The organism is Streptomyces sp. x-19, from assembly GCF_046549115.1.
Taxonomy (GTDB): Bacteria; Actinomycetota; Actinomycetes; order Streptomycetales; family Streptomycetaceae; genus Streptomyces; species Streptomyces albulus_C.
The window spans coordinates 25,503-49,122 of sequence record NZ_JAJPWK010000005.1 but is presented as its reverse complement, the minus strand read 5'-3'; the positions used below and the strand labels follow the sequence as shown (position 1 = coordinate 49,122).

The 23,620-nt window shown below is 74.3% G+C and carries 19 protein-coding genes; 6 read left to right on the top strand and 13 right to left on the bottom strand.

Annotation, left to right across the window (positions count from 1 at the left end):
- Positions 1–25 precede the first annotated feature (25 nt).
- Together ACLJT4_RS15235 and ACLJT4_RS15230 are read left to right on the top strand one after the other, a co-directional pair.
- Positions 26–1,321 carry an extracellular solute-binding protein gene (locus ACLJT4_RS15235; RefSeq protein WP_411122859.1) on the top strand — a complete coding sequence of 432 codons (1,296 nt, stop codon included), beginning with the start codon at positions 26–28 and terminating at the stop codon, positions 1,319–1,321.
- 80 nt (positions 1,322–1,401) lie between these two features.
- The gene (locus ACLJT4_RS15230) at positions 1,402–2,178 is read left to right on the top strand and encodes a PE-PGRS family protein (RefSeq protein ID WP_411122858.1); all 777 of its coding nucleotides are present in this window, start codon (positions 1,402–1,404) and stop codon (positions 2,176–2,178) included.
- Between the two features lie 234 nt (positions 2,179–2,412).
- On the opposite strand, the gene ACLJT4_RS15225 is transcribed toward ACLJT4_RS15230, so the two are convergent.
- The gene (locus tag ACLJT4_RS15225) at positions 2,413–2,667 is read right to left on the bottom strand and encodes a zf-HC2 domain-containing protein (protein WP_411122857.1); all 255 of its coding nucleotides are present in this window, start codon (positions 2,665–2,667) and stop codon (positions 2,413–2,415) included.
- 49 nt (positions 2,668–2,716) lie between these two features.
- Between ACLJT4_RS15225 and ACLJT4_RS15220 the strand changes: the two genes are divergently transcribed.
- Complete coding sequence (locus ACLJT4_RS15220) at positions 2,717–3,427, top strand: sigma-70 family RNA polymerase sigma factor (protein WP_411122856.1); 711 nt, start codon at positions 2,717–2,719, stop codon at positions 3,425–3,427.
- 86 nt (positions 3,428–3,513) lie between these two features.
- Here the strand turns inward: ACLJT4_RS15220 and ACLJT4_RS15215 are convergent, their stop codons facing one another.
- The 3 genes from ACLJT4_RS15215 to ACLJT4_RS15205 are packed head-to-tail and all read right to left on the bottom strand — an operon-like array spanning position 3,514 to position 6,793.
- A complete protein-coding gene (locus ACLJT4_RS15215; protein WP_411122855.1) occupies positions 3,514–3,984 on the bottom strand; it encodes a copper chaperone PCu(A)C in 471 nt (156 codons plus the stop codon).
- Entirely contained in the window at positions 3,981–6,425 is a 2,445-nt protein-coding gene (locus ACLJT4_RS15210; RefSeq protein WP_411122854.1) for a heavy metal translocating P-type ATPase, read from the bottom strand. The genes ACLJT4_RS15215 and ACLJT4_RS15210 overlap by 4 nt, the downstream gene beginning before the upstream one ends.
- Positions 6,422–6,793: a hypothetical protein gene (locus tag ACLJT4_RS15205; RefSeq protein WP_411122853.1), complete on the bottom strand. Its 372-nt coding sequence runs from the start codon at positions 6,791–6,793 to the stop codon at positions 6,422–6,424. Before ACLJT4_RS15205 ends, ACLJT4_RS15210 begins: the two co-directional genes overlap by 4 nt.
- A 161-nt stretch (positions 6,794–6,954) precedes the next feature.
- On the opposite strand from ACLJT4_RS15205, the gene ACLJT4_RS15200 reads away from it, so the two are divergent.
- Positions 6,955–7,287: a hypothetical protein gene (locus ACLJT4_RS15200; RefSeq protein WP_411122852.1), complete on the top strand. Its 333-nt coding sequence runs from the start codon at positions 6,955–6,957 to the stop codon at positions 7,285–7,287.
- Here the strand turns inward: ACLJT4_RS15200 and ACLJT4_RS15195 are convergent.
- The 5 genes from ACLJT4_RS15195 to ACLJT4_RS15175 form a co-directional block, all read right to left on the bottom strand.
- A complete protein-coding gene (locus tag ACLJT4_RS15195; protein ID WP_411122851.1) occupies positions 7,254–7,712 on the bottom strand; it encodes a cyclic nucleotide-binding domain-containing protein in 459 nt (152 codons plus the stop codon). The genes ACLJT4_RS15200 and ACLJT4_RS15195 overlap by 34 nt on opposite strands.
- Before the next feature lie 98 nt (positions 7,713–7,810).
- Complete coding sequence (locus ACLJT4_RS15190) at positions 7,811–10,690, bottom strand: NHLP bacteriocin export ABC transporter permease/ATPase subunit (RefSeq protein WP_411122850.1); 2,880 nt, start codon at positions 10,688–10,690, stop codon at positions 7,811–7,813.
- Between the two features lies 1 nt (position 10,691).
- Positions 10,692–12,971, bottom strand: coding sequence for an NHLP family bacteriocin export ABC transporter peptidase/permease/ATPase subunit (locus tag ACLJT4_RS15185; RefSeq protein ID WP_411122849.1), 2,280 nt, complete (start codon positions 12,969–12,971; stop codon positions 10,692–10,694).
- A complete protein-coding gene (locus ACLJT4_RS15180; protein ID WP_411122848.1) occupies positions 12,968–13,774 on the bottom strand; it encodes an HlyD family efflux transporter periplasmic adaptor subunit in 807 nt (268 codons plus the stop codon). Before ACLJT4_RS15180 ends, ACLJT4_RS15185 begins: the two co-directional genes overlap by 4 nt.
- A gap of 233 nt (positions 13,775–14,007) precedes the next feature.
- Positions 14,008–14,223 (bottom strand): type A2 lanthipeptide, encoded by a 216-nt coding sequence (locus tag ACLJT4_RS15175; RefSeq protein ID WP_016576071.1) that lies wholly within the window; start codon positions 14,221–14,223, stop codon positions 14,008–14,010.
- 671 nt (positions 14,224–14,894) lie between these two features.
- Here ACLJT4_RS15175 and ACLJT4_RS15170 point away from each other — a divergent pair.
- Positions 14,895–15,935 (top strand): PHP domain-containing protein, encoded by a 1,041-nt coding sequence (locus ACLJT4_RS15170; protein WP_411122847.1) that lies wholly within the window; start codon positions 14,895–14,897, stop codon positions 15,933–15,935.
- Positions 15,936–15,959: 24 nt separating this feature from the next.
- On the opposite strand, the gene ACLJT4_RS15165 is transcribed toward ACLJT4_RS15170, so the two are convergent.
- From ACLJT4_RS15165 to tdh, 3 genes are all read right to left on the bottom strand, one after another.
- A complete protein-coding gene (locus ACLJT4_RS15165) occupies positions 15,960–16,868 on the bottom strand; it encodes a LysR family transcriptional regulator (protein ID WP_020930629.1) in 909 nt (302 codons plus the stop codon).
- Positions 16,869–16,925: 57 nt separating this feature from the next.
- On the bottom strand, positions 16,926–18,119 hold the full coding sequence (locus tag ACLJT4_RS15160) for a glycine C-acetyltransferase (protein WP_038517723.1): 1,194 nt from the start codon (positions 18,117–18,119) through the stop codon (positions 16,926–16,928).
- A 69-nt stretch (positions 18,120–18,188) separates the two neighbouring features.
- On the bottom strand, positions 18,189–19,217 hold the full coding sequence (gene tdh, locus ACLJT4_RS15155) for an L-threonine 3-dehydrogenase (protein WP_411122846.1): 1,029 nt from the start codon (positions 19,215–19,217) through the stop codon (positions 18,189–18,191).
- 528 nt (positions 19,218–19,745) lie between these two features.
- Between tdh and ACLJT4_RS15150 the strand changes: the two genes are divergently transcribed.
- On the top strand, positions 19,746–22,547 hold the full coding sequence (locus ACLJT4_RS15150; RefSeq protein ID WP_411122845.1) for an ABC transporter substrate-binding protein: 2,802 nt from the start codon (positions 19,746–19,748) through the stop codon (positions 22,545–22,547).
- A gap of 18 nt (positions 22,548–22,565) precedes the next feature.
- On the opposite strand, the gene ACLJT4_RS15145 is transcribed toward ACLJT4_RS15150, so the two are convergent.
- Positions 22,566–23,357, bottom strand: a complete 792-nt coding sequence (locus ACLJT4_RS15145) for a VOC family protein (RefSeq protein WP_411122844.1) — start codon at positions 23,355–23,357, stop codon at positions 22,566–22,568.
- Between the last annotated feature and the right edge of the window lie 263 nt (positions 23,358–23,620).

Below are 23,620 nucleotides of genomic sequence, written 5' to 3'. Positions count from 1 at the left end.
CCACGCTCCGCAACGCAGGTATGAGGTGACAGCAGCAGTGCGTCGACGGGTCTTTCTCTCGCGTACGGCCGGCATGACGGGCGCGGCGGCGCTCGGGCTCGCCGGGTGCGGGTCCGGTACGGCGTCCGGCGAGCCCGGCCGGATCAAGGTGATGGCGGCGAGCTACGGCACGACCGTGGGCTCCCCGATCGTGGACCGGTGGCACGAGTTCATCGGCACGTTCCAGAAGGAACACCCCGACATCCGGATCGATCTGGAACTCGTCCCCATCGACAAGATCGACCGGACGCTCGCCGCACGGGCCGCGGCGGGCCGGGAACCGGACATCGCGCAGTCCTACGTCTTCGCCGACTACGCCGAGGCCGGGCGGCTCTACAGCGCCGACGACCTGTTCGACCTCTCGGCGCAGGCGGACTTCCTCACGTCCTTCGCCCGGGCCGGCGAGATCAACTTCACCGAGTACGGCATTCCGTTCCTCGCCAGCACCCCGCGGCTCTTCTACCACACCGGCCACTTCGCCCGGGCGGGCCTGAGCGGACCGCCGACGTCCTGGGCCGAACTGCGCTCCGCCGCGCAGGCGCTCAAGGCGGTGGGCGTCACCGTCCCCTACGGCCTCCAGTTCGGCCCCGAGTCGGCGGAGGACGAGGCGCTGGCCTGGATGTTGGGGACCGGCGGCGGCTACGGCGGACAGGCCGGCTACGACTTCACCAAGGAGGCCAACGCCGAGGCGCTCCTCTGGGTCAAGGAGCAGTTGGTCGCCCCCGGGCTGGCCGGCGACGACCCGGCCACGTTCAGCCGCACCCCCGCCTACGCCGCCTTCCTGAAGGGCGAGGTCGGGATGATGCTGGCCCATCCGGTCCTCCTCGGCGCGGCCGACCGGGCCAAGGTGCCCTACGCCAACGCCGACTTCCCGATGAAGGACGGCGGTGCGGCACCACCGGTCGGGCTCAGCGACTGGTTGATGGCGTTCAAGCGGAACGGCCACCGCCGGGAGTGCGCGGCGTTCCTCGACTTCCTCTACAGCGAGCGGGCGACCACGCAGTTCGCGCGCGGGCAGGGAACGCTGCCGGTCACCGTCTCGGGCTCCGAGGCGCTGCGGGCGCAACCCTCCGAGCGGGCGCTGCGGCCGTTCATCGACCAGACGCCCCGGGCCGAGTTCCATCCCGTCGGGCGGAGCACCTGGCCGAAGGTCCGCGACACCCTCCGGCAGGGGATCGGAGCGGCGGTCAAACCGGGCGGCAACCCGCGGGCGTTGCTCAAGACGCTCCAGACGACCGCGGAAGCGGCGGAGGCCGCGCGGCCGCAGGACACCGCCCAGTAGGGGCGTCGATGCCCCGTCGTGCACCTCTTGCGCCCCTCCCGGTCCCGTTCCGGGGGCGAGGTGCGACGATGGGGCCTGTCATGGATGCGGGGCACGTTCTCAGGGGGCTGCGCGCCGCGGTGTTCGCGGTGGTCTGCGTGCTCCTGGCTGCGCTCGGGCACGCGGTGATGTCGGACGCCGTGGTGCCCGGCTGGATGCTGCTCGCCGCCGGTGCGGCGACGGCGGCCGGTGCCTGGTGCCTGGCCGGACGCGAACGCGGCCCCGTCGTGGTGGGTCTGCTGACCGTCGGCGCCCAAGCCGCCCTGCACAGCGCGTTCTCCCTGGGACAGGCGGTGGCCGGCCCCGACCGGGCGTCCCTGACCCGTGCGTGGGCGAACACCTGGCTGTGCGGTGCCCAGGGGCTGTCGCCCGCCGACCTCGACGCGGCGCGGGCGCTGTCGCCCATGGGTCCCCCCGGCACGTCCGGGTCCACCGGTTCGATGGACTCCATGACCGGTATGGGAGCCGGCGGTGCGATGGGGTCGATGGATCCCACGGCGTCGATGGACATGTCCCACGCCGGCATGGCGCACATGGGCATGCACGGCAGCGCCGGCGGCATGCTCGCCGCGCACCTGTTGGTGGCGCTGCTCAGCGCGTGGTGGCTGTGGGGCGGCGAACGGGCCGCGTTCCGGCTCGTGCGGAGCGTGTCCGCCCGGCTGTTCGCGCCGCTGCTGCTGGTGCTGCGGGCGGTGCTGCCCACCGGCCGCCCGGTCCCGCGTCCCGCCCGGCAGGAGCCGCGGTGCGCGGTGCGCCAGCTGCTGCTGGCCCATGCGATGTCCTTGCGGGGTCCCCCGCGTGAGCCGGCTGTCGTCTGACAGCACGGTCGAACTCCCCAGCCGGAAGGACGGCGGGCGGGCCACGGTCCCGTGCCCGGCGCCCCGGCTGTGACGTCACCGGTCGTCCGCGCCGTCGCGCGACGACCGGATCACGCGAAGGACTCCAGAGGACTCCAGATGACGAATCCTGTCCGGATGCCGGTGGCACCGCCGCCCGCGTCCGTTCCCAGTCAACGGGCGGGCCGCGGCGGGCGCCCGGCGCGCCCCGGCGGCTCAGCCCGCCCGTCGTCCCGGCCGCAGGCGGGCGAGCAGTGCCTCGACGGCCGCCGGGTCGCCGTCGGACGCGCCCCGCGCGGATGCGGTGGCGTCGCCCAGGACGGCGGTCAGCGCCCGCGCGCGGGCGTCCCATCGGCGGCAGTCCCGACAGCCCGCGAGGTGGTCGTCGAGCCGGCGGGCGGTGACCCCCGCGGGCAGCGCCTCCCCGTCGAGGCGGGCGGAGAGTGCCGTACGGATGCGCGAGCAGAGCATGCCCCCATCCTCCCCGAATTGGTCCGTACCGGCGAGGGGCGGTTCCGGCATGCGTGACGACGAGACGGTGACCGGCTGGGCGTTGGCCGCCCGGGACGGCGACGAACGGGCCGTCGAGCAGTTCGTACGGGCCACCCAGCTCGACGTCCGGCGGTACGTGACGCACCTCAGTGGCGACGCGCAGGCCGCCGACGACCTGGTGCAGGACACCTACGTGCGGGCGCTGCGCGGGCTGCCGCGGTTCGAGGGCCGGTCGTCGGCGCGGACCTGGCTGCTGACGATCGCCCGCCGGGTGGTGGCGGACCGGATCCGCACCCATGCGGTGCGGCCGCGGCTGTCGGCGACCGACGACTGGCAGTCCGCCGCCGAGCGGGTCCAGCCGCGCGGGGTGCCGGGCTTCGACGAGGGCATCGCGCTGGCCGAGTTGTTGGCGGCGTTGAGCGCGCAGCGGCGCGAGGCGTTCGTGCTGACGCAGTTGCTGGGGCTGCCGTACGCGGCGGCGGCCGGGGTGATGGGCTGTCCGGTGGGGACGGTGCGTTCGCGGGTGGCTCGTGCCCGGGAGACCCTGATCGCCCTGCTGGCCGAGGCGGAGGCCGGCGCCGGGTCCGGTGCGGCGGGTGCGGGCACGGGCGCGGGCGCGGTGCCCGCCGACAAGGTCGGTCGGCAGCGGGCGGCCGGCGCGGCTCCGTGCGACGCGGCGCAGCGCAGGCCGGGGCCGGTTGACCGGCCGCCGCGTCGGCTCGCCGCCGCCCTGGCCTGACCGGCCGGGCGCGACGGGCCGCCGGGGCCCCGGGCGGGTCGATGACCTGCCCGGGGCCCCGGCCGCGGAGCGGGGTGCGCCGGCCCCTACTGGCCGGGACGAACCGCGCGGGCCTCGACGGTCAACGGCGGGCTGTCGCGGAAGTGGAGGGTGAAGGTGAGGCGGTCGCCGGGGGCGAGCCGGGGCGGCGGCGCGACCATGACGTCGAGGGTGGTCGGCGACATGGTCAGCGTGGCACGGGCCGGGACGGTGGCGCCCTCGACCATGGCCATGGAGTGGGCGTTGCGGCCGACCTCGACGTCGCGGCTGAGCATCGTGCGGTGCCCTGGCGGTCCGGTGACGCCGGTGAGGACGTCGTCGGCCGTGCCGGTGTTGCGGAGGGTGAAGAAGGCGGCGGTGGCGTCGTGGCCGGCGGGGATCAGGATCCGTCCGTCGGTGGCGCTGATCCGGGCGGGGGTGCCCGCGTTGCCGGTGGCGGTCCAGGCCGTGAGCGTGCCGAGGGTCGCCAGGCAGGTGAGGAGCGGCACCGCAGCGGCGGCGAGACGTGCGCGCGTCATGCGGACTCCCAGGTTCCGTTGGTGCGGTGGCGGGATGCGGCGGTGGACCGGCGGGTGCCGCGGGTGGCGGACGGCGGCTGCCAGGCGCGCAGCCGCAGGCTGTTGCCGACGACGAGGAGGGAACTGGCGGACATGGCGGCCGCCGCCAGCATCGGATTGAGCAGGCCGACCGCGGCGAGCGGCACGGTGACGAGGTTGTAGCCGAAGGCCCAGAACAGGTTGGCGCGGATGGTGCCGAGCGTGCGACGGGCCAGCCGCACCGCGTCGGCGATGGCCTGGAGGTCCTCGCGGACGAGAGTGACGTCGGCGGCGCCGATCGCCGCGTCGGTGCCGCCGCCCATGGCGATACCGAGGTCGGCGAGGGCCAGTGCCGCGGCGTCGTTGACCCCGTCGCCGACCACCGCGACCCGGCCGCCCTGTTCCTGAAGGGTCGTGACCAGCGCGGCCTTGTCGTGCGGGCGGGCCTGCGCATGGACCTCGGTGATCGCGAGCTGTCGGGCGACGACCCGTGCGGTGGCCGCGCGGTCGCCGGTGGCCAGCACCGGTCGTACGCCCAGGCGGCGCAGGTGGTCGACGGCGCGGTAGCCGTCGGGGCGGAGCGCGTCGCCGAGGGCGAGGACGGCTTCCGGTGTGCCGTCGACGGTGACCAGCACCGCGGTGCGGCCGGCGGCCCCGGCGGCGCGGACCGCCTCCGGCAGCGGCGCCGGGAGTCCGGTGGGGTCGTCGGGCGGCCGGACCACGGTCACCGTGCGCCCGTCGAGCGCCCCGCGCACCCCGAAGCCGGGGGTGGCGGTGAAGTCCCGGACCGCGGCGGCCGGTTCGAGCCGGACGGCGGGCCGGTGGTCCCGGACGTGGCCGAGGACGGCGCGGGCCACCGGGTGCTCGGAGCACTGCTCCACGGTGGCGGCGAGCCGCAGCACCTCGTCCGGGTCGCGCCCGTCCGTCCGGTGCGTGACGTCGCGGACGGTCATCCGCCCGGTGGTGAGGGTGCCGGTCTTGTCGAGGACGACGGTGTCGATGCGGCGCAGGCGTTCCAGTGCCTGCGGGCCGCTGACCAGGATGCCGAGCTGGGCGCCGCGGCCGGTGGCGGCCAGCAGCGCGGTCGGGGTCGCCAGTCCCAGGGCGCACGGGCAGGCCACCACGAGCACGGCGACCGCGGCGGTGACCGCGGCCTGCGGATCCGCGCCGGCGCCGAGCCAGAACCCCAGGACGGTCACCGCGATGGTCAGCACCGCCGGCACGAAGACCGCGGCCACCGCGTCCGCGAGCCGCTGGGCCCGGGTCTTGCCGGTCTGGGCGTCCTCGACGAGCCGGGTGATCCTGGCGAGTTGGGTGTCGCCGCCCACCGCGTCGGCCCGGACCTCCAGCAGTCCGCCGGAGTTGACCGCGCCGCCGACCACCGTCGCGCCCGGTCCGACCTCGACGGGATGGCTCTCACCGGTGATCAGGGAGAGGTCCAGGGCCGAACTGCCGGTGCGGACGGTGCCGTCGGTGGCGACCCGTTCGCCGGGCCGGACCAGGAACCGGTCGCCGACCCCCAACCGGGCGATGGGGATGCGGCGTTCGGTGCCGTCCGGCCCGGGCACCGACACCTCCTTGGCGGCGAGCTCCGCGAGCGAGCGGAGCGCGGCGCCGGTGCCGCGCCGGGCCCGGGCCTCCATCCGGCGTCCGGCCAGGACGAACAGCGGGACCCCGACGGCGGCTTCGAGGTAGAGGTGGGCGGTGCCGTCGCCGGCCGCGGGCAGCAGGCTGAACGGCATCGTCATGCCGGGCGTGCCGGCGCCGCCCAGGAACAGCGCGTAGGTGGACCAGCCGAACGACGCGGCGACCCCGAGGGACACCAGGGTGTCCATGGTCGCGGCGCCGTGCCGCAGACCGCGCAGCGCACGGACGTGGAAGGGCGCCGCGCCCCATACGGCGACGGGGGCGGCCAGCACGAAGCAGAGCCACTGCCAGTTGCGGAACTGCCAGCCGGGCACCATCGACAGGGCCAGTACGGGCAGGGCGAGCGCGGCGGTCAGCAGCAGCCGGCGGCGCTCGGCACCGGCGCCGTCCCCGTCTTCCGGGCGGGCGTCGGGCCGGTCGTCGGCGGGCTCTTCGGCGGCGGCGGAGGGCCCGGCGGCGGGGGCCGCGGCGGGCGGGCCGGCCTCGTCCGGTTGGGGTGCGGCCGGGGCCGCTTCGGGGAGGTGCGCGGTGAAGCCGGCGGCCTCCACGGTGGCGACGAGGTCGGTCACGGAGACCGCCGCGGGGTGGTCGATCCGGGCCCGCGCGGTGGCCAGGTTCACCGAGGCGCTCACGCCGGTCAGCCGGCCGAGTGTGCGCTCGACCCGGCCCACGCAGGCACCGCAGGTCATGCCGCCGATGGCGAGCGTGGTGGTGCGGTCGGCGGGCGGCACGGCGGTGGGTGCGGCGGCTCGGGGCGCCGGCTCGGGCTGCGTCATCGCCGTGCCCCCCGCGTCGCCACGACGGTCTCCGGGCCAGCGGCGGCGGAGGTGACCGCGGTCGCCGGCACCGCCGGTGGCGCGCCCTGCGCGCTCATCCCCGCCATGCCGGGCATCCCGCCGGAACCACCGCCGGGCGCGTCGGGGGTCCCGCCGCGCGGGCGGTCGGCGGGATGCAGGCCGGGGGCGACCGGCCCGACGGCGCCGCCGACGGCGTACGACAGGGCGAAGAGCAGCGCCAGGAGCGCGACGAAGCCCAGGACCGAACGCGCCGGCAGCAGGCGCCGGATCGGATGGAGCCGGGCCGCCGCGGCCCCGGGGTGCCGGACGCGGTCGGGTGGCGGAGCGGAGATCACGGGGGTGGTCATCGCGTCATCGTGGCAGGTGGACGCGGGGGTGGACGGGCGATCAGGGGCCGTTCGGCGCGTGAGGTTTGTCCCGCCCGGACGTCGGAACTCGGTGGGCGTCCGGCCCGACTAACTGGGTTTGACCGGCGTCCACTTCGCCCCGCCGCGGCCTGGGTGCGCGGGTGCCGGACGCCACCCTCGACGCCTACGGGGACGCGCTGCGGACGCTGGTCCATGACGAGGGGCTCGCGGCCCGGCTGGGCGGCTTCGACCTGCGCGCGGCGTACGGGGACCTGTCGTACGACGAGAAGCGGGCCCGGGTCGAGGCCGAGCACGCGCCGACGCTCCAAGACGTTGTGGGCCGAGACGCGGGCCGACGAGGCGGCCCGGCGGCTGTACCGGGGGATCACCCGGTCGGGCGGGCACCGCATCCGGTTCCCGGGATGTCCGCAGGTCGTCCCGGGAACCGGCCGGACGCCGCTCAGGGCCCGGCGCCGCTGCCTTGGGGGCCGTAGAGGTCGAGCAGGCGGGTGCGGGTGCCGTGCAGGCGTTCGGCGACGGTTTCGGCGACGTACCGGTAGACGGCGCGGCCCAGGATGGGGTCGTGCTCGCACAGGGCGCGGACGAGGGTGGCGTCGAATTCGTGGGCCTCCACGGGGCCGACGGTCTCCGCGCCGAAGTGCCAGAGGTAGGGCGGGAACAGCCAGGACCAGCCGAGGACTTCGTCCCGGCCGAGGGTTTCGACGACCGCCGCCCGGCGGCCGGGGACCCGCTGGTCGAGCGTGACCCGGCCGGTGCGGATGATCCAGAACCGGTCGGCCCGGCGGCCCTCCTCGAACAGCCGGGTGGCGCGGGGCAGCGACACCTCGTGGGCGAGTTCGGTCAGTCGTCGGCGCCGGTCCGGAGGCATCGCATCGAACAGGTGCTTGACCGTGGGCATCTCGTCTCCATCCGCCGCTCTCCAGTGCCTCGCACGATATGCGGCGGATCGAGGGATTTCGACCATGGCCGGTCCGGCTGCCGGCGAGCGGGACCCGGTCAGGCCATCTGACGGCGGACCAGGTCGTGCAGCCGGCCGCCGGTGTCGGCGAGGAGGGCGGCCGGGGCGCCCTGTTCGACGATCCGGCCCTCGTCCATGACGAGGACCCGGTCGGCGTCCAGCACCGTGGTGAGGCGGTGCGCGATGACCACCCGGCTGGCGCTGAGCGCGCGGGTGCTGTCGATGACGATCCGCTGGGTCTCGTTGTCGAGGGCGCTGGTGGCCTCGTCGAAGAAGAGGATGCGGGGGCGCCGGACCAGCGCCTGGGCGATCATCAGCCGCTGCCGCTGGCCCCCGGAGATGGCACCACCGCCGGCGATCATGGTGTGCAGGCCCATCGGCATCCGCTTGACGTCCTCGGCCAACCCGGCCATCTCGGCCGCCGCCCACACCTCTTCCTGGGTGAACGCCTCGGCGCCGCAGATGCAGTCGAGGATCGAGCCGGTGAGCGGCTGGGCGTTCTGCAGGACCACGCCGCACTGCCGGCGGACGGCGGCCTGGTCGAGCGCGGCGAGGTCCTGACCGTCGTACAGGACGCTGCCGGCGGTCGGCCGGTCGAAGCCGATGAGCAGGCGCAGCAGGGTCGACTTGCCGCAGCCGCTCGGTCCCACGATCGCCACGAACTCGCCGGGCCGCACCTGGAGCGAGACGTCGTCGAGGACCAGCGGGCCGTCCTCGCCGTAGCGGAAGGAGAGCTTGCGGGCCTCGATGGCGCCGGCCAGCGCACCGGGTTGGGAACTGCCGCCGCGGACCTCGGGCGCCTCGTCCAGCACCGGCTTGATCTGCTCGAACATCGGCAGCGCCGCGGCGGCCGAGACGAACGCGCCGGTGAGCTGGGTGACCGAGGTGAGCAGCATGGTCACCGAGGTGTTGAAGGTCAGGAAGGCGCCGGCGGACAGGGTGCCGCGGGCCGGGCCGGCCAGCAGCACGAACAGCGCGAGGGAGCAGAGCGGGAGGTAGACGGCGTTGAGGACGGTGGTGAGGTTCTTGATCCGGCCGGCCTGCTGCTGAAGCTCCCGGGAGCGGGCGAACTCCCGGGCCCAGGCCGCGTACGCGAAGGACTCCGCCGCCGCGACCCTCAGCTTGGGCAGCCCGCGCAGGGTCTGGAACGCCTGGTTGTTGAGCTTGTTGCCGAGCGTGATCAGCCGGCGCTGCCAGCGCAGCTCCCACAGGCCCAGGACGAGGAAGACCGCGCCGATGACGAGCAGCACGGCGAACGCGGCGAGCGCCAGCGGGACGCTGTAGACGAGCAGCAGCGCGAGGTTGACCGCGCCGACCGTGCCGGCCTGCACGGCGACCGGCCCGACCCCGGCCAGCACCCGGCGGATGGCGCTGATGCCCATCGCGGCGCTGGCCAGTTCACCGGTGGAGCGGGCGGCGAAGAACGAGGTGGGCAGGCGCAACAGCCGGTCCCAGACGGCGGGCTGCAGCACGCTCTCGATGCGGCCTTCGATGCGCAGCACGGTGAGGTTCTGCAACAGGGTGAAGGCGGCCGCGACGATGCCGGCGATCATCACGGCGAGCGCGACCTGGACGATCGGGCCGCGGGCGGCGGCCGGCACGAAGACGCCGAGCACCTTGCCGGTGGCGATCGGGACGAGGGCGCCGAGGGCGACCGTCACCAGCCCGCTGAGGGCGAGGTTGCGCAGGTCCGTGCGGTTCCCGCGGAGGCTGAAGCGCATCAGCCGCCACAGCGTCAGCCGGCGGTCCGGCAGCGGCCGGTAGAACATCACCGCGCGCGGTTCGAACTCCTCGGCGTTGTCCTTGCCGATCCGGATCCGCAGCCCGGACGTCGGGTTGACCGCTTCGTACCGGCCGCGCCGCCACAGCAGGGCCACCGGCGCGCCGGACTTGGCGCGGTGCCCCACCAGGGGCCCGACGTCGGTGCGCCACCAGGGGCCGTCGAGGCGGACCGCTCGGGTGCGGATCCGGGAGGCCAGGGCGATGCGTTCGACCGGGCTGATCCGGTCGCCGGTCGCGGCGCCCTTGGGCGGCTCGGTGAGCGGGATGCCGGCGGCCTGGGCGACCTGCCGGCAGACCGCGAAGGTGAGGTCGTCGCCGGCCCGGTCGCGGCCCGCGCCGGCACGTCCGGAGCGGTCCTTGCCGATCGAGGCCAGCAGCGCCCGGTCGGCGCGTTCCCGGACGGCCTCGCCGGCCTTGATGCCGGCCGCCGCGCGGTCCTCGTGGGCGCGTTCGAGCTCTTCGATCCAGCGGTCGACGGCGGACAGCAGCCGGTACTGCTGGTTGACCATCCCCTGCCACAGGGCGCCGTCGACGAGCAGGTCGGCGGCGGCCTCGGCGCTGTAGGAGGCGCCGTACTGGACGCTGCCGGGCGGGACCGGCATCCACAGCACGTCGTCGTCGGCGACCGCCTCGTCGGTGGGCCGGCCCGCGAGCGGCGCCTCGAACAGCACGCCCAGTCCGCGGGCGGTGCCGAGCGCGAAGGCGTGCTCCAGGGGGCTGGCGGCCGGCGCCCCGTGGGCGTCGGCGTAGTCGTACGCCCCGGGATGCGCGCCGGGGTCGGCGTGGCCGCCGTGCTCCGGGCGGGGCAGTTCCCGCAGCGCGATCCGGCGCAGTCCGCAGTGCTGGGAGGGGCGGCCGACGAGGGTGTGCTGGGCGCCCTCGACGGGGCCGAGCAGCAGGGTGCCGGTTTCGAGCCGGCCGAGGAAGTGCCAGGGGCCCTCGTGGGTGGCGTCGACCGCGAAGAGGTCGAGGGTACCGCCGGTGACCAGCCACAGGACGTGCGGGCCTTCGAGGGGGACGTTGCGCAGGCCCGTGTGGTCCACGGGGGTGCCGAGGCCGCCCAGGGCGTGGGTGACCGCGTCGGCGGCCGGAGCCGTGGCGGGTGCCGCGTCCGGCGACGGGGGTACGGATGCCACGTCAGTGCTCCTTGACCAGCTCGGCGTAGGCGCCCCCGGCGGCGACCAGTTCCGCGTGCCGGCCGCGTTCGACGACCGCGCCGTGGTCGAGGACCACGATCTCGTCGCTGTCGCGGACGGTGCTCAGCCGGTGGGCGATGATGACGCAGGCACACCCCCGGCGCCGCAGGTTGTCCATGATGACCGCCTCGGTGCCGGCGTCCAGGGCGCTGGTGACCTCGTCGAGGACGAGGATGCTGGGGCGCCGGACCAGCGCCCGGGCGATCTCCAGGCGCTGCCGCTGACCGCCGGAGAAGTTGCGGCCGTCCTGCTCGACGCGGCTGTGGATGCCGTCGGGGCGGCGGGCTATGACGTCGTCGTAGAGGGCGGCGTCCTGGAGGGCGGCGATCACCGCGTCGTCCGGGATGGAGGGGTCCCACAGCGCGACGTTGTCCCGGACGGTGCCTTCGAAGAGGAAGACGTCCTGGTCGACGAAGGAGACCGAGGCGGCCAGCGCGCTGCGCGGGATGTCGGCGAGGCGCTGTCCGTCGATCCGGATGGTGCCTTCCCAAGGGGCGTAGAGGCCGGAGATCAGTCGGGAGACGGTGGACTTGCCGCTGCCCGAGCCGCCGACCAGGGCGACCTGCTGGCCGGGGCCGACGGCCAGCGAGAAGCCGGTCAGCAGCGGGGCGTCGAGCGGGCTGTAGCCGAAGGTGACGTCCTCCAGGGTGACGTGCCCCTTGAGGCGGCGGGTGCCGGCGTCCGCGTCCGGGCGGGAGTAGTGGGCGTCGGCGGGGAAGCTCTCGACGTCCTTGAGGCGGGCGACGTCGGCGGCGAAGTCCTGGATCCGGCCGGCGACGCCGTTGAGCCGGGTGATCGGGGCGGTGAAGCGGGTCACCAGGGCCTGGAAGGCGACCAACAGGCCGATCGAGATGTGGCCTTCGACGGCGCGCAGGCCGCCGATCCACAGGATCAGCGCGCTGTTGAGGGTGGCGAGGGTGGGGGCGACGACCGCCAGCCAGGCGCTGGGGACGCCGAGCCGCTGCTGTTCCTCCAGGGTGGCGGCGTGCTGCCCGGCCCAGCGGCGGAAGTAGCCGTTCTCGCCGCCGGTGGCCTTCATCGTCTCGATGAGCTGGAGGCCGGTGTAGGAGGTGTTGGTCAGGCGGGCGGTGTCGGCGCGCAGCTTCTGGGTGTGGGTGGCGCGCAGCCGGATCACGATCCGCATGGCGACGACGTTGAGCAGCGCGATGAGCACGCCGATGACGGTGAGTTGGGGGTCGTAGGTCCACAGCAGCACGGCGTAGAGGACGACGACCACGCCGTCGACGGCCGCCGCGGCCAGGTCGCGGGCGAGGGTCTCGGCGACCGCGTCGTTGGACTGCAGGCGCTGGACGAGGTCGGCGGGCGAGCGCTGGGCGAAGAAGGTGACCGGCAGGCGCAGCAGGTGGCGCAGGAAGCGGGCGCTGCTGAGGGTGGAGGAGATGATCCGGCCGCGGAGCAGGTTGGCCTGTTGGAGGCCGGTCAGGACGGCGGTGAGCACCACCATCGCGGTCATCGCGGCGAACAGCGGCCCCAGCAGCGAGGTCTGGTTGCCGATCAGGAACATGTCGATGTACGTGCGGCTGAGCGCGGGCAGCGCGGCGCCGACGCCGACCAGCAGCAGGCTGGCGAGCAGCGCCGCCAGCAGGGTCCCGGTGGTGCCGCGCAGTCGGGCCGGCAGGGCGCTGAGCACGTTGGGCCGACGACCGCCCTTGCGGAACGCCTCGGTGGGTTCGAAGACCAGCACCACGCCGGTGAAGCTGGTGTCGAAGTCCTCCACCGGCACGAAGCGGCGGCCCTTGTCGGGGTCGTTGATGTGGACGCCGCGGCGGCCGAGGCGGCGGCCCGGGCCGTCGTAGACGACGTAGTGGTTGAACTCCCAGAAGAGGATGGCCGGTGCCGCGACGTCGGCGAGGGCGGCCGGTTCCATCTGCATGCCCTTGGCCGACAGGCCGTAACTGCGGGCGGCCTTGAGGAGGTTGCTGGCACGGGAGCCGTCGCGGGAGACGCCACAGGCGATCCGCAGTTCCTCCAGCGGGATGTGCCGTCCGTAGTGGGCCAGGACCATCGCCAGGGAGGCGGCGCCGCACTCCACCGCTTCCATCTGGAGCACCGTGGGGGTGCGCACGGCCTTCTTCGCCTTGGGGGCGGCGGCCGGTGGTCTGCGGCGGCGGGCGGGCGGGGCGCCCTCGGGCCGGTGCCGGCCGCGGCCGGCGGGCGGGAGGTGCTGCGGGGGCGCGGCGGAGGCGTCGGGGGCGGTCACGAGAGCAGCCAATCGATCGGGTGCTGCGCGGCCAGGTGGACGGCGGCGGTGGCCTGGGTCATCGAGTCGAGGGCGAACGGCGGCCCGTCGGAGGTGGACCAGGCGTAGCCGGAGGCGGTGCGCGCGGGGTCGAGCCGGACCAGCACCGCGATCGGCTGGCCGGCGCGGGAGAACTGCTCGCCGAGTTGGGTGCTGCCGAGGAACGCGGAGATCCGCTGGCGGCTCTGGGCGGCCCGGCCGACGGCCGCGACGTGGCCGCGCAGCACCCCGAACCGCTGGGTGGGGGCGGCGGCGACGGTGAGATCGACGGGGGCGCCGACCGGAAGGGTGGCGGCGTTCTCGACCGGGACGTAGAGGGTGGCGGTGAGCGGGTCGCGGGTGCCGGTGGTGCGTTCCACCGAGGCGAGGTCGGCGCCGGTGGTGACGACCGCGCCGATGGTGGCGACGAGATTGGTCAACCGGCCGGCGGCGAGCGCCCGGACGACGGTGGTGGTGCCTTGAGCGGTGCGTATTCGCACCAGCGGCGCGCCGGCGGTGACCTGTTTGCCCTCCTCGACGAGGACCTCGGTGACCTGTCCGGCGACCGGGCTCTGGAGCACGTAACTGCCGTGGCCGTGGGTGAGGATGCCAGGGGCGCTGACGGTGGCGGAGACGGTGCCGGTGACCGCCCAGACGGCGGCGGCGATCATGACGAGGACGGTGACGGTCAGCACCAGCCAGCCCTGCGGGCGGGCGAAGCGCACCGGCAGGTCCAGTTCCTCCGGCGATTGCAGCTTGGAAAGGGCCTGTTGACGGAACTGCACGACACTCTTCCCTCAACTGCAGCGGCTGGTACGGGGGTACAGACGCGCGCCGGGGGCGCGCGGTTCCAACTCCGGCGGCTTCCGGTCGCGGACAGCCGGGTGCCCCGGAACCCGGTCGGAACCGGGTTGTCCGGGGCACTCGACACGGCGGATCGGCAGGGAGGGGGCGCCGATTGCCGTCGCGACCGTTGGATGCCGGCTGTGCCGCGCGGCGGCACAGGGTCGGCTCCGGGTCAGAGACCGGCGGTCAGGTTACCCGCAACGCCCTGGACGTCCAGGCCGGTGGTCTGCTGGACCAGGCCGGTGGCGGTGTTGAGGACACCGGTGACCGGGGCGACGGAGCCGACGGTGGTGGTGACGGTGTTCACGACACCGCCGACGAGGCCACCGGACACGTTGTCCAGGTCGGCGTCGGAAATTTCCTGGGTCTGCACCTGGGCGTTGTTCATGATGTTTCCCTTCGGATCAATATCAAGAAAACCGCGTACGGGTCTCCGGTGGGTGGCCCGGCCGCGGCCACGGTAGTCCGGGCCCCGATATCGGGAAACCCCGGCGACTCCCGCGGTGCGATGGATCAAAGCATGCAGGCGGGTTGCGCTGCTAATCGGATGAGCGGCGATCCGGACGTATCCACCCCGCGAAATTGCCGGTCGTGTGCGCGCATCCATGGCATGGTCGAAGCATCTTCACATCTTCTCCGGTTTCCTTTCCGCCGAACCCTCGTTGCCATTCCCGCGGAATGGGACATTCCGGATGCAAGTCGCCGAGCGGGCCGGCGCCGCACACACGCGAAACCGCGGCCCGTGTGCCGGCTGCACATTCGGTGTGCAGATTTCCTGAAGGCGGCCCGACTTAACGCCCGACTAGCGCCCCGCGACGCCGCGAAGTCCACTTCGCGTTTCCGCCGCACGACCTGGATGTTGCACAGGTTTTAACCGAACATGATTGCCCTCGACTTCCACGTCACTAATGACCGGAATCATCACGGCTATCGCCCCGTCATTCCGACGGAAACGGATCGAGCATCCAGAGAACGGACATATTCGCATAACTGCGGTGCCCGCCGTTCGCCGGACCGGCCGCGGTGGCAGGCGCCCCCCGCCCGGTGCACGGTGGGTACGTGGATCCCGTGGCGGCGCTGGAGCGGATCGCGTTCCTGTTGGAGCGACAGGGGGCGGTGACGTACCGGGTGCAGGCGTTCCGCACCGCGGCGTCGGTGCTGACCGCACTACCCGCCGACGCCCTGCGCGAGCGGGCCGGCAACGGCACGCTGGGGCGGCTGAAGGGACTGGGCCCCAAGACGACCCGGGTCGTCGAGGAGGCGCTCGCCGGGGAGCGGCCCGCCTATCTGACGCACCTGGAGGAGGAGGCCGGCGGCCCGTTGGTCGAGGGGGAGGCGGGTCGGGCCCTGCGCCGGGCCCTGCGCGGCGACTGCCACCTGCACTCGGACTGGTCCGACGGTGGCAGCCCCGTCGAGGAGATGGCCCGCACCGCCCGCGACCTCGGCCACGCCTGGTGCGCGCTGACCGACCACTCCCCCCGGCTCACCGTGGCCCGCGGACTGACCGCCGAGCGGCTGCGGCAGCAGTTGGCCGTGGTGGCCGAGGTCAATGCCCGGCTGGCGCCGTTCCGACTGCTGACCGGGATCGAGTGCGACATCCTCGACGACGGCTCCCTCGACCAGGAACCGGAGCTCCTGGACGAGCTCGACGTCGTGGTCGCCTCGGTGCACTCGAAACTGCGGATGGACGCCGGGCCGATGACCCGGCGGCTGCTGGCCGCGGTCCGCAACCCGTTGGTGGACGTGCTCGGCCACTGCACCGGGCGGCAGCTCACCGGCAAGCTGCGCCCGGAGTCGGAGTTCGACGCCACGGCGGTCTTCGCGGCGTGCGCCGAGCACCGCACCGCGGTGGAGATCAACTGCCGCCCGGACCGCCTCGACCCGCCGCGCCGCCTGCTCCGTCAGGCCCTGGACGCCGGCGCCTTCTTCGCCGTCGACAGCGACGCGCACGCCCCCGGCCAGTTGGACTGGCAGATCTACGGCTGCGCCCGCGCCGAGGAGTGCGGCGTCCCCGCCGACCGGATCATCAACACCTGGACGGCCCGTCAACTAACGGCCTGGACCCGGACCGGCCGCCCGCCGCCCGGCGCCGGCACCTGACGGCCGCCCCACCGCCCCGGCGGCTCACCCCAGGTCGGCAGCCGTCGCGCGCAGGGCCGTCAGCACCGGGCGGAACAGCGGGTGGTCCTCCGCGCCCCGCCGGACCGCGGCGAAGACCCGGCGGGTGGGCGCCACCCCGTCGACCGGCCGCACCACGACACCCCCGAGGTCCATCCCGCGCAGCGCCGAGCGGGGCACCAGGGCCACCCCCACCCCCGCCGAGGCCAGCGCCACCACCGCCCGGAAGTCGTCCGAGGAGTGCGTCAGGCGCGGCCGGAAGCCGGCGTACTCGCAGGCCAGCACGACCACGTCATGACACGGATTGCCGGAATAGGGGCCGATCCAGGGGTCCTTGGCGAGCCCGGCCAACGGCACCGCCGCCACCCCGGCCAACGGGTGCCCCGGCGGCAGCACCGCGTCGAACGGCTCGGCGTAGAGCGGGACGCGGGTCAGTCGGGGGTCGTCCGCGTCCGGCGCGCCCCGGTACTCGACGGCCACCGCCACGTCGACCTGCCGGTCCAGCACCATCAGCAGGCTGGCGTCGCCCTCCGCGTCCTGGACCCGGACGCGGATGCCGGGCGCGGAACCGGCCAGTTCGGCGAGGGCCGGGGCGAGCACCAGCGCGATGCCGGTCGCGAACGCGGCCACCGTCACGGTGCCCGCCTCGCCCTCGTCGTACGCGGCCAGCTCCGCCTCGGCCCGCTCCAGCTGGGCCAGGACGGCGTTGGCGTGGCCGAGCAGGATGTCGCCCGCGGCGGTCAGCCGGACGCCGCGGGCGCCGCGCTCCACGAGGCGGTGGCCGGTCTCCTGTTCCAGCGCGGCGAGCTGCTGGGAGACCGCCGAGGGCGTGAGGTACAGCGCGGCGGCCGCGGCGGTCACCGTGCGGTGGTCGGCCAGCGCACGGAGGATGTGCAGCCGACGTGCTTCGATCATGGATCCAGTTTCGCAGGGTTCGGCCGGATCGTGCCCGGCCGCCTCCGGTCGGGCCGGTCAGCTCCCCAGCGCCGCGCGGGCCGCCACGAAGGCGTCCACCGCGCGGTGCACGTCCTCGGTGGAGTGGGCGGCCGACAGCTGGACGCGGATCCGGGCCTCGCCCTGGGGCACCACCGGGTACGAGAAGCCGATGACGTACACCCCGCGCTCCAGGAGCAGTTCGGCCATCCGGGCCGCCTCGGCCGCGTCCCCGATCATCACGGGGGCGATCGGGTGCGCGCCGGGCAGGATCGCGAAGCCCTCCTCGGTCATCCGCGAACGGAACAGCGCGGTGTTGGCGTGCAGGCGTTCGCGCAGGTCGTCGGCGGATTCCAGGAGGTCCAGGACCTTGAGCGAGGCGGCCGCGATCACCGGCGCGAGCGAGTTGGAGAAGAGGTAGGGGCGGGAGCGCTGGCGGAGCAGCGCGACGATCTCGGCGCGCGCCGCGACGTAACCGCCGGAGGCACCGCCCAGCGCCTTGCCGAGCGTGCCGGTGATGATGTCGACCCGGTCCATCACCCCGCACAGCTCCGGGGTGCCGCGGCCACCGGCCCCGACGAACCCGACCGCGTGCGAGTCGTCGACCATGACCATCGCGCCGTAGCGGTCGGCCAGGTCGCAGATCTCCCGCAGCGGCGCCACGTAGCCGTCCATGGAGAACACGCCGTCGGTGACGACCAGGGTGCGCCGGGCGCCCTGCGCCTCCTTCAACTGCCGCTCCAGGTCGGCCAGGTCGCGGTTGGCGTAGCGCAGGCGGCGGGCCTTGGAGAGCCGGATGCCGTCGATGATGGAGGCGTGGTTGAGGGCGTCGGAGATCACCGCGTCCTCCGGGCCGAGCAGGGTCTCGAAGACACCGCCGTTGGCGTCGAAGCAGGAGGAGTACAGGATCGTGTCCTCCTGGCCGAGGAAGTGGGAGATCCGCTGCTCCAGTTCCTTGTGCACCTCCTGCGTGCCGCAGATGAAGCGGACCGACGCCAGCCCGTAGCCCCAGCGGTCGAGGGCCCCGTGGGCGGCGGCGATGACCTCGGGGTGGTCGGCCAGGCCCAGGTAGTTGTTGGCGCAGAAGTTGAGGACCTCGCCGGGGCGGCCGCCGGCGGTGACCGCGACGGTGGCGGACTGCGGGGTGCCGATCACCCGCTCCGGCTTGTGCAGGCCGGCGGCCCGGATCTCGTCGAGTGCGGTGCGCAGGTCGTCGCGTACGGCGTCGAACATGAGGGGTGTCTCCTTGGGGTGCGCGGGTCGGGCCGGCGGGCGGCGGCGTCTTGGGAGGGGCGGGCGGGGTCAGGCGCTCCAGTCGAGGATGACCTTGCCGCCCTGGCCGCTCGCCGCGTCGGCGAAGGCGGCGTCGAAGTCCTGGTACGGGTAGCGGCCGGTGATCACGGGCGCGAGGTCGAGGCCGCCCTCCAGCAGCACGGACATCGCGTACCAGGTCTCGAACATCTCCCGGCCGTAGATGCCCTTGATCGTGATCATGGAGGTGACGATCCGGGACCAGTCGACCGGGAACTCCTCGGACGGCAGCCCCAGGATGGCGATCCGACCGCCGTGCGTCATGTTCCCGATCATGTCGCGCAGCGCCTCGGGGCGGCCGGACATCTCCAGGCCGACGTCGAAGCCCTCGCGCAGGCCCAGTTCGCGCTGGCCGGCCTCGATCGAGGTGGCGGCGACGTTGAGGGCGAGGCTGACGCCGACCTTGCGGGCCAGGTCCAGGCGCTGCTCGCTGACGTCGGTGATCACCACGTTGCGGGCGCCGGCGTGTCGGGCGACCGCCGCCGCCATGATGCCGATCGGCCCGGCGCCGGTGATCAGCACGTCCTCGCCGACCAGCGGGAAGGACAGCGCGGTGTGCACGGCGTTGCCGAACGGGTCGAAGACCGCGGCGATGTCGAGGTCGACGGGGACCCGGTGCACCCACACGTTGGCGGCGGGCAGCGCGACGTACTCGGCGAACGCGCCGTCCCGTCCGACGCCCAGGCCCACCGTGGCGCGGCACAGGTGGCGGCGGCCGGCCAGGCAGTTGCGGCAGCTGCCGCACACCAGGTGGCCCTCGCCGCTGACCAGGTCACCGGCCTTGATGCCGGCCACGTCCCGGCCGGTCCCGACGACCTCCCCGACGAACTCGTGGCCGACCGTCAGCGGGGCGCTGACGGCCTGCTGCGCCCAGCCGTCCCAGGCGCGGATGTGCAGATCGGTGCCGCAGATGCCGGTGCGCAACACCTTGATCAGGACGTCGCCCGGGCCGACCTCCGGCTCCGGCACGTCCATCAGCCAGAGTCCCGGCTCCGCCTTCTGCTTGACCAGTGCCTTCACCGCAACGGCTCCCGTAGAAAAAGATGACTGGACGGCACCGGGGGCCCGGTACGGCCCGCCGATCTCCGGCCAGAAATCTTCCCTACGGCGGCCGCCCGGTCCATCGAGGATTTCTTAACCGCGCCCACAGCTCCCCTTTACGCCCCTTCCGCACCGCGCCCCACAGCGGTCGCGCCACCGCCCGGGCGCTCGGCGTGCGGTCAGCGCCACGGCGCCCGGGGGTGGGGTGGCCGGATTCCGCGCTCCGTCGGGCGCCCGTGACGTCGCGGCGGTCGGGGTCGGGCCGTCCTGCGGGACGGGAGGGACGGGCGGGACGGGTGCCCGCGGGCCGCGGCGGCCGGGCGGTGCGCGGCCGGAGCGCCCGGCCGGGGCGCCGTCGGGGCCGGTCGTCGGGGCGATCGGCTGCGGGACGCGGGGGCCGTACCCGACGCACCGGGACGTTCCGCCGCAGCGGAGCAGAACCGTAGCTTCCGGCCGCGCGGCGGTGGCACAATGCCGGCCCTATTCGGAACCAGCCTCAGGGGCACCATGGCGCCGAGCGAACGCGATGCCCAGATACCCGTCTTCCACGGAGCCGGACACCTGTTGCGGTTGATCGCCGACCTCGTCCGCCGGCCGCGCCGCAGGGAGTGTCCGGAGCCCGTGCGGCACCGCGGCGTGGCCCAGGGGCGCGAGGGCCTGCCGGTCCTGTGCCTGGTCGCCGGCGACGACCACGCCCAACTCGCCCGCGGCATCGGCTACTTCCTCTCGCACGCCGACCCCCGTCGGGTACCGCACTGCCTGCACGACCTGGCGGCCGATCCGGCGTCCACCGACCCGGGATCGGTGGAGGCGGTGCGCCGGACGTTGGAGCGCCTGGCGCAGGGGTTCGCACGCAGCGTCAACGGCACCGACGGACGGGTCAGGTTCCGCCGGTTCGGCCTGGTCAACTGGCTGTTGCAGGCCGGCTCCGGCAGTGGCGCGGACGGCACGGGCGACGTCGAGGGCACCGACCACAGCCTCCTCCGGGGCCTGCGGGAGCGGGAGTTCCGGCGCCGTCGACTGTTCGGCCTGTTGCGGGCGCCGGAGACCGAACTCGCGGTGGACGGCAACGTGCCGTGGTGGGTCTGGCTGTTCGCGGTGCACGTCTTCCCCCTGGCGTGGTTCCGGGTCCGCCGGGGCCTGGGCCGCGAGTACCGCTGGCTGCTCAACCAGCCCTACCTGGCCCCGCGCGACCCGGGCACCTTCATCGGCTTCGCGGAGCGGCTGACCGTCCCGCACAACCAGGTCGAAGACCCGGAACAACTGCGGAAGTTGATGGTCAACGCCTTCCTGGAGGACCTGCGGATCGCGTTCCGGCGCCGTCCGTGGCGGCCACGCTCCGCCCGCCGGACCGCGTACTGCGTCGCCGTGCTGTCCGGCACGGCCGCCGACAACTGCGGCCACCCCCTGCTGCGCACCGTCATCGACGTCCGCAACGAGACCGGCGCCTTCGATCCGCTGCTGCTGATCAGCTGCGGCGCGCAGCCGCCCGCGGAGGGCACCGAACTCCGCACCGACTGGGGCCACAACTCACTGTGGGAGCTCTCCGACCGGCTCTACGGCGGCTGGCGGGACACCTTCCTGCACACCGGCCGGGCCCGCAACCGCGCCCCCTGGTACCTCCCGGTCACCGTGCCCGCGCTGCTGCCGCCCTCCGACGACCCGGCGGCCAAGGCCCAATACGAGCTGACGCGACGTCAAGAAGTGGCACAGGACGCACGGTTGCGGCTACCCGAGCCCCCGCTGTGGGCCCGGCGCGTGGTGTCCGTCGCCGTCGCCTGCTGCGTGCTCGCGACCCTCCTGGGCACGGCCGGGCTGCTCTGGGACCGGGAAGGCGCCTACCGCACGGCGCACTGCGGACTCGGGCGCTTCCAGGACGACGCCGACACCCTGCACACCGTGGAGACCGGCGAGTGCATCGGCGTCTCCCGACACGGCTTCACCTTCCACTCCCCCGACGCCGAACTGAACAAGACCCTGCGCACCATCGCCGACCAGAACGCCCGCGCCGACCAGATCCACCAGACGTCCCCGGAACGCCCCCTGGTCACGCTCGTCCACCTCTCCGCGCTGCTCAGCACCACCGGCAAGTCCACCGCCCAGCTCGCCTACGGACGCGAGGCCCTCCAGGGCGCGGCCAGCGCCCAGTCCCGGCAGCTGCGCACCACCGGCAGCACCGAACCGATCCTGCGGATCTTCCCCGCCAACGCCGGCTCCGGCATGCGCTACGGCACCCGAGTCGTGCAGATCCTCCAGGGGTTGAAGGCCCAGGACCCGTCCATCGTCGGCGTCACCGGCCTCGACCAGAGCCGCGAGGCCACCAACCAGACCATCCGCAAACTGACCGAGGCCGGAGTGCCCATGGTCGCCACCACCCTCTCCGCGGACTCCCTGGTGCGCCAGTCACCCCTGTACTTCCAGGTGTCCCCGCAGAACAGCCGGGAGGCCGAGGTCGCCGCGGCCTACGCCGACCACCTCGTCGACGGCCGGACCAAACCCACCCGGCAGGTCCGGGTCATCGGCTCCGCCGACCCCACCGACACCTACAGCCAGACGCTCGGCGACGACGTCGCCCGGCAGTTCCGGGCCCGGGGCTTCGCGGTCGAGCGGACCGCCTTCAGTCCGCCGCCGCCCCCGGGCGGCGAGCCGTCCTCGACGGCACCGGGCGCCGGCTCGGTCGGCCAGCGCAGCTGCTCCTACCCGGGGCTGGTGTTCTACGCCGGGCGCGCGGAGGACTTCGAGACCTTCCTCGGCGGGATCAACGAGTCCTGCAACTCCGCCCCGCCCACCGTCATCGGCGGCGACGACGTCGCCCGGCTGGCGGCCGACCCGGTCCGCCGCGCCCAGTACCCCGGGATCCCCTACGCCTTCTTGGACTTCACCCTCGGCTCGGCGCACTGCGCCGACTCCAGCGAGCTGTACTCCGAGATGTCCCGGCTCTTCCCCGAGGAGTGCGCCAAGGTCCCCAATTCGTCCCTCGACGGCCACGCCGCACTCGGCTTCGACGCGGTGAAGCTGTACGTCAACGCGGTCAAGCAGCTGCGCGAGGACGCCCCGGGGATGCCGCTGACGCCCTCCGCGGTGTGGCACGCGATCAGTGGGGTGCACGGAGAGGGAGCGCTCGACGGGGAGAGCGGGATCATCGGCTTCGGCGGCGAGGTGGACCGTCAGGTCCCGCTGGACAAGCTGCTGTCGGTGCAGCACATCGACGGCGACGGCAAGCCCACCCAGGCCGGCTACTGCGGACGGGTCGGCGGCAGCGTCCAGTCCGCGTGGTGCCCGCCGCTCCAACCGGAGAGGGGCGCCTGAGGCCCGCCGCGGCGAGCCTCAGGCCGGCGCCGCGGGCCCCGTGACGGTGAACAACCCGCCGTCCGGATCGCGCACCATCGCCCGGCTCCCGTGGCCGTCCCGGGTCTCGGTCAGCGGGGTGGCGGTCCCGCCACCGGCCACCGCCGCCTCGATGGCCGCGGCGACGTCCGGGACCCGGAAGTGCACGTGCCACTGGGGCCGCACCCGCGGGTCCGGGGCGGCCTCCACCGCGCCGCCGCGCAGCGCCGCCACCACGTGTGTGCGGTCGCGCACGATGACCTGGTCGTGCTCGTACGTCACCTGGCAGCCGCCCGGTTCCTCCGACGCCCAGTCGAAGACCTCGGCGTAGAAGATGGCTGCGGCGAACGCGTCCCTGGTGCGCAGTTCCAGGATCGCCGGGGCGTGGCCGGTCCCCACCGACCAGGACAGCGTCTGCCCCTCCCAGAAGCCGAAGATGGCGCCGTCCCGGTCGGCGGCGAGGGCGGCCCGTCCGGGGCCGAGCTTGAGCGGTCCGACGGCCACCGTGGCGCCGCGCTCGCGGATCCGGCCGGCGGTGTCGTCGGCGTCCGCCACCGCGAAGTACGCGGTCCAGGCCACCGGCACCTGGAAATTCGGGGCCAACGCCCCCATTCCGGCGACCGGCTCCCCGTCGTGCAGGGCGACCGAGAACTCCTCGCCCAGACTGGCCGGCCGGAAGTGCCAGCCCAGCACGGCCCCGTAGAAGCGCTGCGCGGACCGCAGGTCGCTGGTCATCAGGCTCACCCAACAGGGCGCGCCGCGGACCGGCGTGGTCGGGCGGGGGGACGGCATGGACATCTGCCTCCTGTCGCTGGGTCCCGTCGTCGAGAACTCCCGGCGTCCGGCCGGGAGCGCGGGAGTTCGACGACGGCGCCCGGCCCGGCCGACGGGCGAGCGCGGCTGGGCGTGACGCGCGGCCGGGTCCCCGGCGCCCCTCCCACTGTGCCAGCGACCGCCCCGCACCGCACCAAGAAAGGCCCGCCGGCCGCTCGCCCACTCGGGGCAGGGCCGGTTGTGCGGGTGGGTGGCGGGCTCGATGCTGGAGTTACTGAACC

What these genes read in the sequence shown, in the direction of transcription:
- ACLJT4_RS15230 (WP_411122858.1), top strand. Translation starts at nt 1,402, where the DNA reads ATGGATGCGGGGCACGTTCTCAGGGGGCTGCGCGCCGCGGTGTTCGCG.
- ACLJT4_RS15195 (WP_411122851.1), bottom strand. Translation starts at nt 7,712, where the DNA reads ATGCCCACGGTCAAGCACCTGTTCGATGCGATGCCTCCGGACCGGCGC.
- ACLJT4_RS15160 (WP_038517723.1), bottom strand. Translation starts at nt 18,119, where the DNA reads ATGTTCGACGCCGTACGCGACGACCTGCGCACCGCACTCGACGAGATC.
- ACLJT4_RS15205 (WP_411122853.1), bottom strand. Translation starts at nt 6,793, where the DNA reads ATGACCACCCCCGTGATCTCCGCTCCGCCACCCGACCGCGTCCGGCAC.
- ACLJT4_RS15165 (WP_020930629.1), bottom strand. Translation starts at nt 16,868, where the DNA reads ATGATCGAAGCACGTCGGCTGCACATCCTCCGTGCGCTGGCCGACCAC.
- ACLJT4_RS15220 (WP_411122856.1), top strand. Translation starts at nt 2,717, where the DNA reads ATGCGTGACGACGAGACGGTGACCGGCTGGGCGTTGGCCGCCCGGGAC.
- ACLJT4_RS15150 (WP_411122845.1), top strand. Translation starts at nt 19,746, where the DNA reads ATGGCGCCGAGCGAACGCGATGCCCAGATACCCGTCTTCCACGGAGCC.
- ACLJT4_RS15225 (WP_411122857.1), bottom strand. Translation starts at nt 2,667, where the DNA reads ATGCTCTGCTCGCGCATCCGTACGGCACTCTCCGCCCGCCTCGACGGG.
- ACLJT4_RS15215 (WP_411122855.1), bottom strand. Translation starts at nt 3,984, where the DNA reads ATGACGCGCGCACGTCTCGCCGCCGCTGCGGTGCCGCTCCTCACCTGC.
- ACLJT4_RS15210 (WP_411122854.1), bottom strand. Translation starts at nt 6,425, where the DNA reads ATGACGCAGCCCGAGCCGGCGCCCCGAGCCGCCGCACCCACCGCCGTG.
- ACLJT4_RS15145 (WP_411122844.1), bottom strand. Translation starts at nt 23,357, where the DNA reads ATGCCGTCCCCCCGCCCGACCACGCCGGTCCGCGGCGCGCCCTGTTGG.
- ACLJT4_RS15175 (WP_016576071.1), bottom strand. Translation starts at nt 14,223, where the DNA reads ATGAACAACGCCCAGGTGCAGACCCAGGAAATTTCCGACGCCGACCTG.